The sequence below is a fragment of the Listeria ivanovii subsp. ivanovii genome, from assembly GCF_900187025.1.
Lineage (GTDB): Bacteria > Bacillota > Bacilli > Lactobacillales > Listeriaceae > Listeria > Listeria ivanovii.
This window is the reverse complement of the sequence record NZ_LT906478.1, coordinates 2570401-2585913: the sequence shown is the minus strand read 5'-3', so window position 1 is coordinate 2585913 and position 15513 is coordinate 2570401. Positions and strand designations below refer to the sequence as shown.

The window sequence follows — 15513 nt, the reverse complement described above, 5'->3', positions numbered from 1 at the left end:
TGCTTTTCTAGTGATTTTGAGTAATTATTAGAGATAATACATAATAGTTCACTTGAAAAATTTATCAGAAAAGGATGGGGTCCACAGATGGTCTATTTACAAAGGCAAGATAAGGAAGTTTTTGATGCAATTAAGTTAGAACTTGGTAGACAACGTGCAAATATCGAATTAATCGCATCTGAAAATTTTGTTAGTGAGCAAGTAATGGAAGCAATGGGGTCTGTACTAACGAATAAATATGCAGAAGGCTATCCAGGAAAACGTTACTACGGCGGATGTGAATTTGTTGATATCGTGGAAGATTTAGCGCGTGACCGGGCGAAGAAATTATTTGGTGCTGAATATGCTAATGTCCAACCTCACTCAGGTGCTCAAGCGAATATGGCAGTTTACCATGCTGTCCTTGAACCAGGCGATACAGTTCTTGGTATGAACCTTTCACATGGGGGGCATTTAACCCATGGTAGTCCAGTGAATTTTAGCGGTGCTTTATACAATTTTGTTGAATATGGTGTTCGTGAAGATACGAAACAAATTGATTATGATATTGTTCGTGAGGCAGCTCTAAAACATAAACCAAAAATGATTGTTGCTGGGGCAAGCGCATATCCTCGAAGCATTGATTTTGCGAAATTCCGTGAAATCGCGGATGAAGTCGGCGCGTATTTAATGGTTGATATGGCGCATATCGCTGGTCTTGTTGCAGCGGGATTACACCAAAATCCGGTGCCTTACGCTGATTTTACAACAACTACCACACATAAAACGCTTCGTGGACCTCGCGGCGGAATGATTTTAGCAAAAGCAGAATGGGAAGCGAAATTAAATAAATCCATTTTTCCAGGGATTCAAGGTGGCCCGCTAATGCACGTTATAGCAGCAAAAGCAGTGGCGTTTGGCGAAGCACTCCAACCAGAATTCACGATATATTGTGAACAAATTATTCGTAACTCGAAAAAATTAGCAGAAACTTTAGAAGCGAACAATGTTCCAGTTTTAACCGGCGGATCGGATAATCATTTATTATTAATTGATTTAAAACCGCTTGGCTTAACTGGGAAAGCTGCCGAAAAAGTGCTGGATGAAGTTGGTATTACCGTTAATAAAAACACGATTCCGTTTGAAACAGAAAGTCCTTTTGTAACAAGTGGTATTCGCGTAGGTGTAGCAGCTGTAACTACACGTGGCTTTGATGAAGTTGCTATCGAAAAAGTTGGCGTCCTGATTTCAGAAGTACTTCACAATTTAGAAGATGAAGAAGTTTTAGCTGGTGTGAAGGCGCGCGTAGCTACTTTAACTAATGAATATCCGCTTTATCCAAGTTTATAAAATAACTAAACCGGTTTTTTCTATATTTAATAGAGAAAACCGGTTTTTTTCTTGTGGGACAAATTAATCCTTGCACTTGTGTCCTGTTCTGATACAATAAGAGAAGGAAATTTTCAATATCAAAGGAGCGAACGAATCGATGGCAAATGTACATGTTATAAATCACCCGTTAGTACAACACAAACTAACAATTATTCGAGATAAAAATACTGGAACAAAAGCATTCCGCGAACTTGTAGATGAAGTCGCAACACTGATGGCTTATGAAATCACAAGAGATATGGAGTTAGAAGATACTCAAGTAGAAACACCGCTTCAAACAACTACTGCAAAAACCCTTACTGGTAAAAAACTTGGTGTTGTGCCAATCCTTAGAGCAGGTCTAGGAATGCAAGATGGCATTTTAAAACTCATTCCAGCTGCAAAAGTAGGACATGTTGGTCTTTACCGCGACCATGACACACTTGAGCCAGTAGAATATTTTGTGAAATTACCTTCTGATGTAGAGGAACGTCTTTTTATCGTAGTAGATCCAATGCTTGCAACTGGGGGATCTGCAATCATGGCAATTGACTGCCTGAAAAAACGCGGTGCTCGCAATATGAAATTCATGTGTCTAGTAGCTGCTCCAGAAGGCGTTAAAGCTCTTCAAGAAGCTCATCCAGACGTAGAAATTTATGTAGCTGGCTTAGATGAGAAGCTAGACGAGAATGGTTATATCCGTCCAGGCTTAGGAGATGCTGGCGATAGGTTATTTGGAACTAAATAATTAACAATCTCCTCGATTTAGTGAGAGAAGGAATTTACTACCAGCATTACTTTAAAATAAGTAGGCGGAAGAATTTTTTGTCGAGCTATTTCAGAGGAGTTTTTTTATGAGGAGGATGTCGTTTGGCTAAGATTAAAGTGATGAGTATTTTTGGAACAAGACCAGAGGCAATTAAGATGGCGCCACTTGTTTTAGCATTAGAAAAAGAACCAGAAACATTTGAATCTACAGTAGTCATTACAGCGCAGCATCGGGAAATGCTAGACCAAGTACTTGAAATTTTTCAAATAACACCTGATATAGATTTAGATATAATGAAAAAAGGTCAGACGCTCGCAGATATTACTTCTCGTGTGATGAATGGCATTAATGAAGTAATTGCTGCTGAGAATCCAGATATCGTATTGGTTCATGGTGATACGACGACTAGTTTTGCTGCAGGATTAGCTGCATTTTATCAACAAAAAATACTTGGACATGTAGAAGCTGGTCTTAGAACATGGAATAAGTATTCACCGTTTCCAGAAGAAATGAATCGCCAATTAACTGGAGTTTTAGCAGATATGCATTTTTCTCCAACAAAACAAGCGAAAGAAAATTTGTTAGCAGAAGGAAAAGACCCAGCTACTATTTTTGTTACAGGTAATACGGCGATTGATGCACTAAAAACAACCGTTCAAGAAGATTACCATCATCCAATTCTGGAAAATCTTGGCGAAAATCGATTAATTTTAATGACGGCACATCGCAGGGAAAATCTTGGAGCTCCTATGCAAGGAATGTTCGAAGCTGTTCGGGAAATTATCGAAAGTCGTGAAGATGTGGAACTAGTATATCCGATGCATTTAAACCCAGCAGTAAGAGAGAAAGCAATTAAAATTTTTGGTGGACATGACCGAATTCATTTGATTGAACCACTAGATGCGATTGATTTTCATAACTTTTTACGCAAAGCTTATCTTGTATTTACTGATTCGGGTGGTGTACAAGAGGAGGCTCCTGGAATGGGCGTACCAGTATTAGTATTACGTGATACCACTGAACGACCAGAAGGAATCCAAGCTGGAACACTCAAACTAGTTGGGACGCAAAAAGAAACGCTGATAAAGGAAGCATTAGATTTACTTGATAACCAGGAACACCATGATAAAATGGCAAAAGCAGCTAATCCATATGGTGATGGTTTTGCAGCTAGTCGAATTTTAGAAGCAATCAAAAGTCAATTTAATGTAACGAAACGACCGGATGATTTTATTAGTTAATGAATCGAAAAACTAGGCAATAAAAGTCTAGTTTTTTCCTTTCTTTAGAATGAAAGCGCCTTATTGTTACAGATATGTTACACCCTCGATTTTCGCTAGTTCTTTTATATTACATGTGATAAGATGGACAATGTTATTAATATAAGAGCCCAAAAAATAGCTTTTTGGAAGCATAGGGATAGAAAACTGCTCTCAGTATTCAAGACAATCCCGCCGGCGTGAGGTTTGCGCTGACTGAATTGGAATCTATACGGGCATTAGATATCAAAATGCATCTCACTTCTCGTGAGCATCGGCTGTTTTTTCCGTTCTTTTTCTTGGGAAAAGAACTTTCGGTCGCGAAATTTGCGAATAATCGTATCGAATTCTTTTACCAATTATGGTAGAAGTTTTTTTATTTCTACGAGAAAGATGGTTTTGGTTGTTTTTGTGAAGTCCCACACGAACAACCTTTAGTTTTCCCAATGATTACGGAGGTGTTGGTTGCTGTTAAATGGACAAAAAAATTCTGGCGGAGCAATCTAAGAAATGGATAAAACCTGAAATTAAAAAAACATCGAAAAAGTAAGCTATTCTTTTATGAATTGGTCGTGTTGTGGTACTATTAGTATTAGATATACGCACTATTTGTGAAAGTGTATTGACTTTTCTCTTTTGGCTGTTGTATGCTAAGAACTGACACGCTGATAAGGCTTTCATGTGTGTTTGGGATTGAAGTGAATCAGGAGAAATGTGTCTATTTTCACAAGATAAACTTACTCCCTTGAGATTTCAGATTGGTTACTTGGATAAAAATCTTTTTAAAAGAAAGGATTGCGCCCCGAATGTTAGAATCGCTAATTGGCATGTATCATCGTCACCAAAAGTATATGGTTATTTTTATTGGTGTTTGTCTTTGTGGATGGTTTTTAACCCCTTATATACATATTTTTCTTGGGCTTAAACTGGGATTAATCGTCGGCTGGTTTAACTACTGGTTATTAATGAGAAGAACACAATCAATGACTAGAGCTGTGGCTGAAAATCGTTCTTTTTATGGTATGGGAATGACAGTCAGAATGGGAAGTGTGCTATTTGCTACAATTATAGCGACGCAACTGCCGGAATATTTTCATGTTTATAGCATGGTAATCGGACTCGGGCTTGCATATGCCATTATTTTTCTAGATTTTTTTGCATATTCCATGTACCGCAGAAAAAAGTTTTTACAAAGAGAGGGGTGAACCTAATTGGAAGAGGAATTTCCAACGATAAGCCTATTAGGGATCGACTTTAATCTATCGAATATACTGATGATTACTGTGACTTGTGTCATCGTTCTTCTAATAGCCATTATCTGTACCAGAAATCTGCAACGGCGTCCTACCGGAAAGCAGAACTTCATTGAATGGGTTATGGATTTTGTCAGAGGTATTATCAATAGTAATATGGATTGGAAAACCGGTGGGAGATTCCATGTGCTAGGTATTACGCTATTAATGTTTGTTTTTGTAGCTAATATGCTAGGATTGCCATTTCAAATCGCGATAAACGATGAAGTTTGGTGGCGTTCACCTACAGCGGATCCAATTGTCACATTAACACTTGCGATAATGGTTCTTGGCTTGACGCATTACTATGGTATAAAGATGCGTGGCTTTAAGCACTACTTTGTTGGCACTTACTTGAGTCCAATGAAATTTTTATTCCCACTAAAAATAGTGGAGGAATTTGCTAATACGTTAACGCTTGGTTTACGTCTTTATGGTAATATCTTTGCCGGTGAAGTTTTGTTAACTATTATTGCAACCCAACTTGCTCATATTAATATATTTGTAGGCGTACTTGCGATAATTCCTGCGATTGTATGGCAAGGATTCTCACTCTTTATTGGGGCAATTCAAGCGTACATTTTCACTATGCTGACAATGGTTTACATGTCGCATAAGGTCAGTGACGAACATTAAACTAACTTTCAATTAAGTCATTTATAAAAAGTAATAAAAAATAATTTGGGAAAATTAGGAGGATAATTATATGTCTTTAGGTGTTATTGCAGCTGCTATTGCTGTTGGATTAGGTGCATTAGGTGCGGGTATTGGTAATGGTCTTATTGTATCAAAAACTGTCGAGGGTGTTGCGCGTCAACCAGAAGCGCGTTCTATGCTACAATCAATCATGTTCGTTGGTGTTGCGTTAGTTGAGGCCCTTCCTATCATCGCTGTTGTTATTGCGTTCATGGTTCTTAATAAATAATTGAAGAAGTTGGGGAATACTACCCCATTTCTTTCTGTTGAACGAATAATTTAAGCGAATGGATAGAAAGGAGTGAAACTGGCGTGTTACAACCACATTTAGTAATTGGTTCCGCATTTACGTTTGGTGATGCATTCTTTACACTTTTTGCTTTCGCGATTTTGCTAGTTTTAATCCGGATTTATGCTTGGAAACCGCTTATGGGTATAATGAAAGAGCGTGAAGAGCATATTGGTTCTGAAATTGATGCGGCTGAAGAAAACCGCGCTCAAGCAGAACAATTACTTGCTGAACAAAAAAGTGTTTTACAACAAGCGCGTGTTGAATCTCAAACTATGATTGAGAATGCAAAACAGCTTGGTGAAAAAGAACGCGAAGAAATTGTAAAAACTGCTAGACGTGAATCAGAACGTATAAAAGAAGAAGCAAAAACGGATATTGCACGTGAAAAAGAAGATGCTATTTCTGCGCTTCGTGAACAAGTCGGTTCATTATCTGTTCTTATTGCATCGAAAGTCATCGAAAAAAATCTGGATGAAAAAGAACAATCTAACCTTATCCAAGATTATATCGAAAGGCTAGGGGATGACAAATGAGTAAAGATTTGGAAGTTGCAGGTCGCTATGCCAATGCGCTTTTTCAAGTAGCACAAGATAAAGGTTTAGTAGATGTTTTTTCCGAAGAATTAAAGGAATTAAAATCAGCACTAAATGAGAACAAAGATTTTGTGAAATTACTTGAAAATCCTACTTTCACGACCGAGCAAAAGAAAAATCTTGCCAGCGCTGTTTTTGATACAGTTAATCCAACTTTAAAAGATTTTATTTTTCTTTTAATTGACCGTAACAGAGAAGATTATCTTTCTGTTATTGCGGATGTATATCAAAAACGCGTAAATGACTTGCGAGGAATCGCGGATGCGGATGTTTATTCTGTTGTTCCACTTTCTGAACAAGAACTTACGGCGCTCTCGAGAGTATTTGCTACGAAAATGAACAAAACAAAATTAAACATTCAAAACCATATTGATAAATCCCTTCTTGGTGGTGTCAAAGTGGTTATTGGAACCCGTATATATGATGACAGTCTAAAAACGAAATTAAAAGACATGGAACGGCAAATTAAAGCTTAGTTCCCGTTTAACGAGGGGTGAAATTAATGAGCATTAAGGCTGAAGAGATCAGCTCAATCATAAAACAGCAGATTGAAAATTATCATTCAGAACTAAAAGTGAGTGATGTTGGTACTGTAACCTATATTGGTGATGGTATTGCGCGTGCTCATGGACTCGATAATGCAATGGCTGGTGAATTGTTAGAGTTCTCAAATGGTGTAATGGGTATGGCCCAAAACTTAGAAACGAATGATGTGGGTATCATTATTTTAGGTCCTTACACGGAAATCCGCGAAGGCGATGAAGTTCGTCGTACCGGTAAAATTATGGAAGTTCCTGTTGGGGAAGCGCTTATTGGGCGTGTAGTTAACTCATTAGGTCAACCAGTTGATGGTTTAGGTCCAATTGAAACAACTGGAACTCGTCCGATTGAAGCAGTAGCACCTGGTGTTATGCAACGTCAATCGGTTAATGAACCATTACAAACAGGTATTAAAGCAATTGATGCCCTTGTTCCAATTGGTCGTGGTCAACGTGAATTAATCATTGGTGACCGTCAAACAGGTAAAACATCTGTTGCAATCGATACGATTCTAAACCAAGCTGACCAAGACATGATTTGCATCTATGTTGCGATTGGCCAAAAAGAATCTACTGTTCGTAATGCGGTAGAAACTTTACGCCATCACGGTGCGCTTGATTATACAATCGTTGTTACTGCTGCGGCTTCTCAACCAGCGCCACTTTTATATTTGGCTCCTTATGCTGGTGTTGCGATGGCAGAAGAATTCATGTATAACGGCAAACACGTATTAGTTGTATATGATGATTTATCTAAACAAGCAGCTGCTTATCGTGAGCTGTCACTTTTACTTCGTCGTCCTCCAGGTCGTGAAGCATATCCAGGGGATGTTTTCTATCTGCACTCACGTTTACTTGAACGTGCTGCAAAATTAAATGATAGCTTAGGTGGCGGGTCCATCACAGCTCTTCCGTTCGTAGAAACACAAGCCGGAGATATCTCTGCTTATATTCCTACAAACGTTATTTCCATTACTGATGGGCAAATCTTCTTGCAATCAGATTTATTCTTCTCCGGAGTACGTCCAGCTATCAATGCCGGCCTTTCTGTATCCCGTGTTGGTGGATCAGCGCAAATTAAAGCAATGAAAACTGTTGCCGGAACACTCCGTCTAGATCTTGCGGCTTACCGTGAGTTAGAATCATTCTCACAATTCGGTTCAGACTTAGATGCAGCTACTCGTGCGAAACTAGAACGTGGTAAACGTACAGTAGAAGTTCTAAAACAAGATTTACACAAGCCTTTGAAAGTTGAAAAACAAGTATTGATTCTTTATGCGCTTGTTCATAAATATCTGGATGATGTACCAGTTCATGATGTGCTGCGTTTTGAGTCCGAAATGAATACATGGTTTGATCATAATCGTCCAGAGCTTTTGGAAGAAATTCGTACAACGAAAAAACTTCCTGATGAAGCAAAACTTGAGGCGGCATTAAAAGAATTTAAAAATACATTTGTTCCTTCTGAAGAAAAATAATTTAGACACGGAATAAATTCAAAGGTGGTGAAAATCTTTGGCATCTTTAATCGATATCAAACAACGAATAACCTCTACTCGTAAAACAAGCCAAATTACAAAAGCAATGCAAATGGTTTCAGCAGCTAAACTAGGTCGTGCAGAATCAAACGCTCGTTCATATGAGCCATATGTTTCTAAAATTAAAGACGTAGTGACACACGTTGCTAGCACTGGTAACAGTAGCGACCATCCAATGCTTGTATCAAGACCTGTTCATCGTACTGGGTATATCGTACTTACTTCTGATACAGGACTTGCAGGTTCTTACAATAGTTCTGTTATTAAAGAGGTATTTCAAGAAATTAATAAAAAACATACGTCTAGTGATGAATATGCAATAATCACTGTGGGAAGATCCGCTCGCGACTTCTTCAAAGCACGTCAAATGAATGTAGTTTTAGAAGTGCAAGGTATTACGGATCATCCGATATTTGCGGAAATTAAAGATATTGCTAGTAACACAGTTCAAATGTTTGAAGATGGTGTTTATGACGAGGTTTTCATTTATTATAATCACCATATCAATTCCATTTCTAGTGAACTGAGAAAAGAGCAATTGCTACCACTTACAGAGTTTCATGAAAAAGGTACAGAAACGGATGCTGTTTTAACTACATACGAATTTGAACCTTCTGAACAAGAAATCCTGGAAGTATTATTACCGCAATATGTGGAAAGCCTAATTTTCGGAGCACTTCTGGATGCCAAAGCCGCTGAACATGCTGCTCGTATGACTGCCATGAGAAGCGCGACAGATAATGCATCCGATTTAATCAGTGACTTATCACTACAATATAATCGTGCTCGCCAAGCTGCGATCACGCAAGAAATTACCGAAATCGTCGGAGGAGCAGCCGCACTAGAATAAGAGTCGGCGTTTCTTGTAGCGTCCCTATATTGGGAAGGTAAGTGAGGAGGAATAATTGCATGTCTAAAGGACAAGTAATCCAAGTTATGGGTCCAGTTGTAGACGTTAAATTTGAAGGTGGAAACTTACCTGAAATCTACAACGCCCTAGTTATTGAATATAAATCTGATGCAGAAGAAGCACCAACTAGCCAACTTACTTTAGAAGTAGCCATTCAATTAGGTGATGACGTTGTTCGTACAATTGCAATGGCATCAACTGATGGTGTTCAAAGAGGTATGGAAGTTATTGATACTGGGAGCCCAATCACAGTTCCAGTTGGTACAGTAACACTTGGTCGTGTATTTAACGTATTAGGAAACACTATCGATTTGGATGAGCCACTTCCAAGCGATATCAAGCGTAATAAAATTCACCGTGAAGCACCAACATTTGACCAATTAGCAACAACTACTGAAATTCTTGAAACAGGAATAAAAGTTGTAGACTTGCTAGCCCCATATTTAAAAGGTGGTAAAATTGGTTTGTTCGGCGGAGCGGGTGTTGGTAAAACCGTTTTAATCCAAGAACTTATTCATAATATCGCTCAAGAACATGGTGGTATTTCTGTGTTCGCTGGTGTTGGAGAACGTACTCGTGAAGGGAACGATCTTTACTTTGAAATGAAAGACTCTGGTGTAATTGAAAAAACTGCCATGGTATTCGGTCAAATGAACGAACCACCAGGTGCTCGTATGCGTGTAGCTTTAACAGGTCTTACAATCGCTGAATATTTCCGTGATGAAGAACACCAAGATGTACTTCTATTCATTGATAATATTTTCCGCTTTACTCAAGCTGGTTCAGAGGTTTCGGCTTTACTAGGTCGTATGCCATCTGCAGTAGGTTATCAACCAACTCTAGCTACCGAAATGGGACAATTACAAGAACGTATTACTTCTACTAATGTTGGTTCTGTTACTTCTATTCAAGCGATTTACGTGCCAGCCGATGATTATACTGACCCGGCTCCGGCAACAACTTTCGCCCATCTAGATGCAACCACTAACTTAGAACGTAAATTAACTGAACAAGGTATTTATCCTGCGGTAGACCCGCTTGCTTCCACATCACGTGCACTTTCTCCAGATATCGTTGGAGAAGAACACTATGCGGTAGCAACGGAAGTACAACGCTTATTGCAACGGTACAAAGAACTTCAAGATATCATTGCAATCCTAGGTATGGATGAATTATCTGATGAAGATAAACAATCCGTTTCTCGTGCGCGTCGTGTACAATTCTTCTTATCACAAAATTTCCACGTAGCAGAACAATTTACAGGTCAAAAAGGTTCTTACGTTCCTGTTAAAGAAACTGTTAAAGGCTTTAAAGACTTGTTGGCCGGAAAATACGACCATATTCCAGAAGATGCTTTCCGTTCAGTTGGACGCATTGAGGATGTTCTTGAAAAAGCAAAAGACATGGGCGTTGAAGTCTGATAAAAACAGGAGGAAATACGTATGGGTTCATTAAAAGTTAGTATTGTTACTCCAGACGGCCCTGTTTATGAAGGCGTTGCTCAAATGGTTATTGCTCGAACAAAAGCAGGTGAACTCGGTATTCTACCTGGACATGTTCCACTAGTTGCTCCACTTAAAATCGATGTAGTTCGTTTAAAAGTAGAGTCTGGTGAGGAATGGGTCGCTGTAGGTGGTGGCTTTATGGAAGTAAACGGTGAAGAAGTCAATATTCTAGCGGATACTGCTGAGCGCGAACAAGATATTGATATCAATCGTGCTGAAAAAGCAAAAGAACGCGCAGAAGATGAACTTAGCCGAGCAAAAGAACAAAAAGTGGATGAAGTAATGGCTCGACTTGCACTTCAAAGAGCTATTAACAGAATCCATGCGAAAGAACATAATTAAATCTAACGTTACTTCCTGGTGCAAAGCCAGGAAGTTTTTTTATTAAATAAGTGTGTTAACTGTTTTTTTAGGATAGTATTTGTTAAAATGAGTAATAGCAAAATATGAGGAGCGAACAGAATTGTATAATATTATTATGGAATCACCGTATATCGTCATCATCTCACATTTACTATTTATTGTGATTACCTTTTGGGCATTACAAGCAATTAACTATGAAAAATTTATAAAGAAAAATCACGTAACTCAAGCTAGACTATTATTTGTTATCATTTCTATTGTACTTGGTTATACACTAAGCAATTTCTTCTTAGACTATTTAGGAGCTTCTAAGCAATTGCTTAATTATATCGGGTAAAACGCTTGAATGGTAGTAAAAAATTAATAGAAGCTTAAAACAACTTTAATATTAGGTTAAAATCAGTTGATATTTTAGGGTAATAAGTGGTAGAATTACTAGGATATGTTTTAAATTTAAATTTTTATTAATAAAATTCGATAAATGATTTAGTTATTAGTAACGCGGAGGGGTTCTTTTTGGAAAAAATTATTGTACGCGGTGGAAAACAGTTAAATGGATCTGTAAAAATGGAAGGCGCCAAAAATGCTGTATTACCGGTGATTGCTGCTACATTACTTGCGAGTAAAGGTACTAGCGTATTGAAAAACGTCCCAAATTTGTCTGATGTATTCACAATTAATGAGGTACTTAAATACCTAAATGCAGATGTTTCTTTTGTAAATGATGAGGTTACTGTTGATGCAACCGGAGATATTACATCGGATGCACCTTTTGAGTATGTGCGTAAAATGCGTGCTTCTATTGTTGTAATGGGTCCACTTTTAGCTCGTACTGGTTCTGCTCGTGTAGCTTTGCCAGGGGGATGTGCTATTGGTTCAAGACCAGTTGACTTACATTTAAAAGGTTTTGAAGCCATGGGAGCAATTGTAAAAATTGAAAACGGGTATATTGAAGCAACAGCAGAAAAATTAGTTGGAGCTAAGGTTTACTTAGATTTTCCAAGTGTAGGTGCAACTCAAAATATTATGATGGCTGCTACTTTAGCAGAGGGTACAACGATAATTGAAAACGTTGCTCGTGAACCAGAAATTGTTGACTTGGCGAACTTCCTTAATCAAATGGGAGCTAGAGTTATTGGTGCAGGAACAGAAGTAATTAGAATTGAAGGCGTAAAAGAACTAACAGCTACAGAACATTCCATTATTCCAGACCGTATTGAAGCAGGTACATTTATGATTGCTGCTGCGATTACTGGTGGAAATGTTTTAATTGAAGATGCAGTTCCCGAGCATATTAGTTCACTGATTGCTAAATTAGAAGAAATGGGCGTTCAAATTATTGAAGAAGATAACGGTATTCGTGTTATTGGACCAGATAAGTTGAAAGCTGTTGATGTTAAAACAATGCCGCACCCAGGTTTTCCAACTGATATGCAATCTCAAATGATGGTTATTCAAATGTTAAGTGAAGGTACAAGTATTATGACCGAAACTGTTTTTGAAAACCGTTTTATGCATGTTGAAGAAATGCGTAGAATGAATGCTGACATGAAAATTGAAGGACATTCTGTTATTATCTCTGGTCCAGCAAAATTACAAGGAGCAGAAGTTGCAGCAACCGATTTACGTGCAGCAGCAGCGCTTATTCTTGCAGGCCTTGTGGCTGATGGATATACTCAAGTTACAGAGTTGAAATATTTGGATAGAGGCTACAATAATTTCCATGGCAAACTGCAATCTCTTGGAGCAGATGTGGAACGTGTAGACGATTCTAAAGTTGATATGAAAAACTTAGCTTCATTATTTTAATAAATGAATTTTGGAAACCGTATCTTTGAGATATGGTTTTTTTATGGAAAAAAACATTTTGTCATGAAATATACATTTCGGCACATCATAAATTATGCTATAATTCAAAATAAGATGTAAAAATAGAGATACACCACGAAAGGAGTTAAGTTATAAATGGCAAAGGATGTTGGTATCGACTTAGGTACAGCCAATGTATTAATTCATGTAAAAGGAAGAGGAATTGTTGTAAATGAACCTGCTGTTGTAGCTATAAATAATAAGACTGGTGAAGTTCTAGCTGTTGGAACAGAGGCTAGAGATATGGTTGGTAGAACTCCAGGAGATATAACAGCAATAAAACCTATGAAAGATGGAGTCATTGCTGATTTTGATATTGTGCAAGAAATGCTGCGTTTCTTTATACAAAAACTAAATTTAAGAACATTTTTTTCTCGACCTCGTATTTTAATTTGTTGTCCAACTAATATTACTTCTGTCGAACAAAAAGCTATCCGAGAAGTGGCTGAAAAAAGTGGTGGAAAACAAGTGTTTTTAGAAGAAGAACCTAAAGTTGCTGCTATTGGTGCAGGAATGGAAATTTTTGAGCCTTCTGGTAACATGATTATTGATATCGGTGGAGGGACAGCGGATGTAGCAGTGTTGTCTATGGGCGATATTGTAACAAGTCAATCTGTAAAAGTTGCTGGTAATAGATGGGATTCTGATATATTAAATTACATAAAGCGCAAATATAATTTACTTATCGGGGAACGTACTGCTGAAAATATCAAAATAACTATTGGAACTGCAAATCCTGGCTCTAAGGAAGAAACAATGGACATTCGTGGTAGAGATTTAGTGAGCGGCCTGCCTAAAACAATTTCAATTAGTAGCTCAGAAGTGGAAGAAGCTATTCATGATTCATTACATTTAATGGTACTTTCTGCCAAACAAGTTCTTGAACAAACACCACCTGAGCTTTCAGCAGATATAATTGATCGGGGTGTAATCATGACAGGTGGTGGATCTTTGCTGCATGGTTTAGATGATTTAATGGCTGAACAATTGAAAGTTCCTGTTTTAATCACAGAAAATCCACTAGATGTTGTAGCACTTGGTACTGGCATTTTGCTTGATTCGCTTACGGCTAAAAAGCGTGGTTGGTTCTAATTCTAAATTTGGAGGATTCTTATGTTAGATATTAAAAAAATCAAAGAAATTTTGCCTCATCGTTATCCATTTTTACTAGTTGATAGAGTTATCTCTGTTGAAGAAGGAAAAAAAGTTACAGCTATAAAGAATGTTACTGCTAATGAAGAATTCTTTAATGGGCATTTTCCTGAATATCCAGTAATGCCTGGTGTGCTAATAGTTGAAGCATTGGCTCAAACGAGTGGTATTGCCATGATGCAAAGTGAGGCTAATAAAGATAAAATTGGGTTGTTTGCAGGAATTGACGGATGTCGTTTTAAACGTCAAGTGGTTCCTGGTGACCAACTTTTGCTTGAAGCAGAGATCACTCGTATGAGAGGAGCTATTGCAAAAGCAAAAGTGAAAGCTACTGTTGAAGGTGACTTAGTTTGTGAAGCAGAAATTATGTTTGCTTTAACAGATTTACCAGAGTAATAAAGAAGCACTGAAACTCCAAAAGGGTTTTGGTGTTTTTTTCATGTATTCAGAATAGCATGTGCTAAAAAAAGTTGCAATTTACTAAAATGGTATTTTGACGTCTCTTCGAATATAGAAAACAGTGAATTTTGGCTAGATAAAAAGTTGTTTTGGCTCTTACAAACATAGTTAAAATACCTTTTTAGCTATTTTACAAAGAAATATTTATCTAATATAATCGCTGTACACCAAAAGAAAGAGGCGATATTATGATTAATCAAGTAACTTTAGTAGGACGTTTGACAAAGGATCCAGAATTAAAATGGACCACGGAGGATAGAGCTGTTTTGAATTTAACGCTTGCTTTGAATCGTTTTGGAAAAAATAAACGTGTAGATAATGATGCAGACTTTATTCAATGTGTCATTTGGGGTAAAAGAGCCGAAGCGACAGCTGAATTCTGTAGCAAAGGACAATTAATAGGTGTGGCCGGTGAATTACAATCTAGAAACTATTTAAATAAAGAAGAGCAAAAAATATATATTACTGAAGTGCTTGTTCATCAAATTAGGTATTTATCAAGTAGAAATAAGGAAGAGCAAGTTATTAATATTTCTCAAGAGGAGGAAGAATCGTGTAATACTTTGTTATAAAGGACCAATTTTCGTATGTGATATCTATAAATTTAGATGGAAAATATCAAAATAACAGATATTTTGGCCATAATTTGTAATGGAAAAATTTTCCAATTTTACTCAAGGAAGAATTTTAAGTTCAGTAAGTGAAATGTTTTTAGAATGCTTCCTGAAATAGCAAACGGTAACCGCGCGTAGCATCGAAGTGGATAAGGTCAATTGTGAAGCCAACCATAAGAAAAATCAGACAATAGCGGCAATTTACAAATATTGCAGATAAACTGATGTTGAATCGTTGACTGTCATATATGCTTAATTTTTTAGTAACCAAGTCGCTAGTTTCATATGGTACGATTATCCTCGAAAGTTATCA

The 15513-nt window shown here is 37.5% G+C and carries 17 protein-coding genes; all 17 read left to right on the top strand.

Features of this window, described 5'->3' with window-relative positions:
* Window positions 1–87 precede the first annotated feature (87 nt).
* Window positions 88–1329, top strand: coding sequence for a serine hydroxymethyltransferase (gene glyA, locus CKV67_RS12810; protein WP_025280094.1), 1242 nt, complete (start codon window positions 88–90; stop codon window positions 1327–1329).
* Window positions 1330–1468: 139 nt separating this feature from the next.
* A complete protein-coding gene (gene upp, locus CKV67_RS12805) occupies window positions 1469–2098 on the top strand; it encodes a uracil phosphoribosyltransferase (protein WP_003720854.1) in 630 nt (209 codons plus the stop codon).
* A 122-nt stretch (window positions 2099–2220) separates the two neighbouring features.
* On the top strand, window positions 2221–3360 hold the full coding sequence (wecB, locus tag CKV67_RS12800; protein ID WP_014093746.1) for a non-hydrolyzing UDP-N-acetylglucosamine 2-epimerase: 1140 nt from the start codon (window positions 2221–2223) through the stop codon (window positions 3358–3360).
* An 824-nt stretch (window positions 3361–4184) separates the two neighbouring features.
* Window positions 4185–4583 carry an ATP synthase subunit I gene (locus CKV67_RS12790; RefSeq protein WP_014093745.1) on the top strand — a complete coding sequence of 133 codons (399 nt, stop codon included), beginning with the start codon at window positions 4185–4187 and terminating at the stop codon, window positions 4581–4583.
* A 6-nt stretch (window positions 4584–4589) separates the two neighbouring features.
* Window positions 4590–5306: a F0F1 ATP synthase subunit A gene (gene atpB, locus CKV67_RS12785; RefSeq protein WP_014093744.1), complete on the top strand. Its 717-nt coding sequence runs from the start codon at window positions 4590–4592 to the stop codon at window positions 5304–5306.
* 70 nt (window positions 5307–5376) lie between these two features.
* Window positions 5377–5595 carry a F0F1 ATP synthase subunit C gene (atpE, locus tag CKV67_RS12780; RefSeq protein ID WP_003732517.1) on the top strand — a complete coding sequence of 73 codons (219 nt, stop codon included), beginning with the start codon at window positions 5377–5379 and terminating at the stop codon, window positions 5593–5595.
* 83 nt (window positions 5596–5678) lie between these two features.
* A complete protein-coding gene (gene atpF, locus CKV67_RS12775; protein ID WP_014093743.1) occupies window positions 5679–6191 on the top strand; it encodes a F0F1 ATP synthase subunit B in 513 nt (170 codons plus the stop codon).
* Entirely contained in the window at window positions 6188–6727 is a 540-nt protein-coding gene (locus CKV67_RS12770; RefSeq protein ID WP_014093742.1) for a F0F1 ATP synthase subunit delta, read from the top strand. Before atpF ends, CKV67_RS12770 begins: the two co-directional genes overlap by 4 nt.
* A gap of 26 nt (window positions 6728–6753) precedes the next feature.
* A complete protein-coding gene (atpA, locus tag CKV67_RS12765) occupies window positions 6754–8268 on the top strand; it encodes a F0F1 ATP synthase subunit alpha (protein ID WP_003720846.1) in 1515 nt (504 codons plus the stop codon).
* Between the two features lie 37 nt (window positions 8269–8305).
* A complete protein-coding gene (locus CKV67_RS12760) occupies window positions 8306–9178 on the top strand; it encodes a F0F1 ATP synthase subunit gamma (RefSeq protein WP_014093741.1) in 873 nt (290 codons plus the stop codon).
* Between the two features lie 59 nt (window positions 9179–9237).
* Window positions 9238–10659, top strand: coding sequence for a F0F1 ATP synthase subunit beta (gene atpD / locus CKV67_RS12755; protein WP_003723462.1), 1422 nt, complete (start codon window positions 9238–9240; stop codon window positions 10657–10659).
* Between the two features lie 21 nt (window positions 10660–10680).
* Complete coding sequence (locus tag CKV67_RS12750; RefSeq protein ID WP_014093740.1) at window positions 10681–11085, top strand: F0F1 ATP synthase subunit epsilon; 405 nt, start codon at window positions 10681–10683, stop codon at window positions 11083–11085.
* A 121-nt stretch (window positions 11086–11206) separates the two neighbouring features.
* Complete coding sequence (locus CKV67_RS12745; protein ID WP_014093739.1) at window positions 11207–11443, top strand: DUF1146 family protein; 237 nt, start codon at window positions 11207–11209, stop codon at window positions 11441–11443.
* 179 nt (window positions 11444–11622) lie between these two features.
* Window positions 11623–12915 (top strand): UDP-N-acetylglucosamine 1-carboxyvinyltransferase, encoded by a 1293-nt coding sequence (murA, locus tag CKV67_RS12740; protein ID WP_014093738.1) that lies wholly within the window; start codon window positions 11623–11625, stop codon window positions 12913–12915.
* A gap of 156 nt (window positions 12916–13071) precedes the next feature.
* Window positions 13072–14067: a rod shape-determining protein MreB gene (gene mreB, locus CKV67_RS12735; RefSeq protein ID WP_014093737.1), complete on the top strand. Its 996-nt coding sequence runs from the start codon at window positions 13072–13074 to the stop codon at window positions 14065–14067.
* Between the two features lie 21 nt (window positions 14068–14088).
* A complete protein-coding gene (gene fabZ, locus CKV67_RS12730) occupies window positions 14089–14523 on the top strand; it encodes a 3-hydroxyacyl-ACP dehydratase FabZ (protein WP_025280093.1) in 435 nt (144 codons plus the stop codon).
* Window positions 14524–14774: 251 nt separating this feature from the next.
* The gene (locus tag CKV67_RS12725; RefSeq protein ID WP_014093735.1) at window positions 14775–15158 is read left to right on the top strand and encodes a single-stranded DNA-binding protein; all 384 of its coding nucleotides are present in this window, start codon (window positions 14775–14777) and stop codon (window positions 15156–15158) included.
* Window positions 15159–15513: the final 355 nt, after the last annotated feature.

Excerpts from the sequence above, each read along its gene's own strand:
- glyA (WP_025280094.1), top strand. The coding sequence starts at position 88 with ATGGTCTATTTACAAAGGCAAGATAAGGAAGTTTTTGATGCAATTAAG.
- upp (WP_003720854.1), top strand. The coding sequence starts at position 1,469 with ATGGCAAATGTACATGTTATAAATCACCCGTTAGTACAACACAAACTA.
- CKV67_RS12790 (WP_014093745.1), top strand. The coding sequence starts at position 4,185 with ATGTTAGAATCGCTAATTGGCATGTATCATCGTCACCAAAAGTATATG.
- atpE (WP_003732517.1), top strand. The coding sequence starts at position 5,377 with ATGTCTTTAGGTGTTATTGCAGCTGCTATTGCTGTTGGATTAGGTGCA.
- CKV67_RS12770 (WP_014093742.1), top strand. The coding sequence starts at position 6,188 with ATGAGTAAAGATTTGGAAGTTGCAGGTCGCTATGCCAATGCGCTTTTT.
- atpA (WP_003720846.1), top strand. The coding sequence starts at position 6,754 with ATGAGCATTAAGGCTGAAGAGATCAGCTCAATCATAAAACAGCAGATT.
- atpD (WP_003723462.1), top strand. The coding sequence starts at position 9,238 with ATGTCTAAAGGACAAGTAATCCAAGTTATGGGTCCAGTTGTAGACGTT.
- CKV67_RS12750 (WP_014093740.1), top strand. The coding sequence starts at position 10,681 with ATGGGTTCATTAAAAGTTAGTATTGTTACTCCAGACGGCCCTGTTTAT.
- mreB (WP_014093737.1), top strand. The coding sequence starts at position 13,072 with ATGGCAAAGGATGTTGGTATCGACTTAGGTACAGCCAATGTATTAATT.
- fabZ (WP_025280093.1), top strand. The coding sequence starts at position 14,089 with ATGTTAGATATTAAAAAAATCAAAGAAATTTTGCCTCATCGTTATCCA.
- CKV67_RS12725 (WP_014093735.1), top strand. The coding sequence starts at position 14,775 with ATGATTAATCAAGTAACTTTAGTAGGACGTTTGACAAAGGATCCAGAA.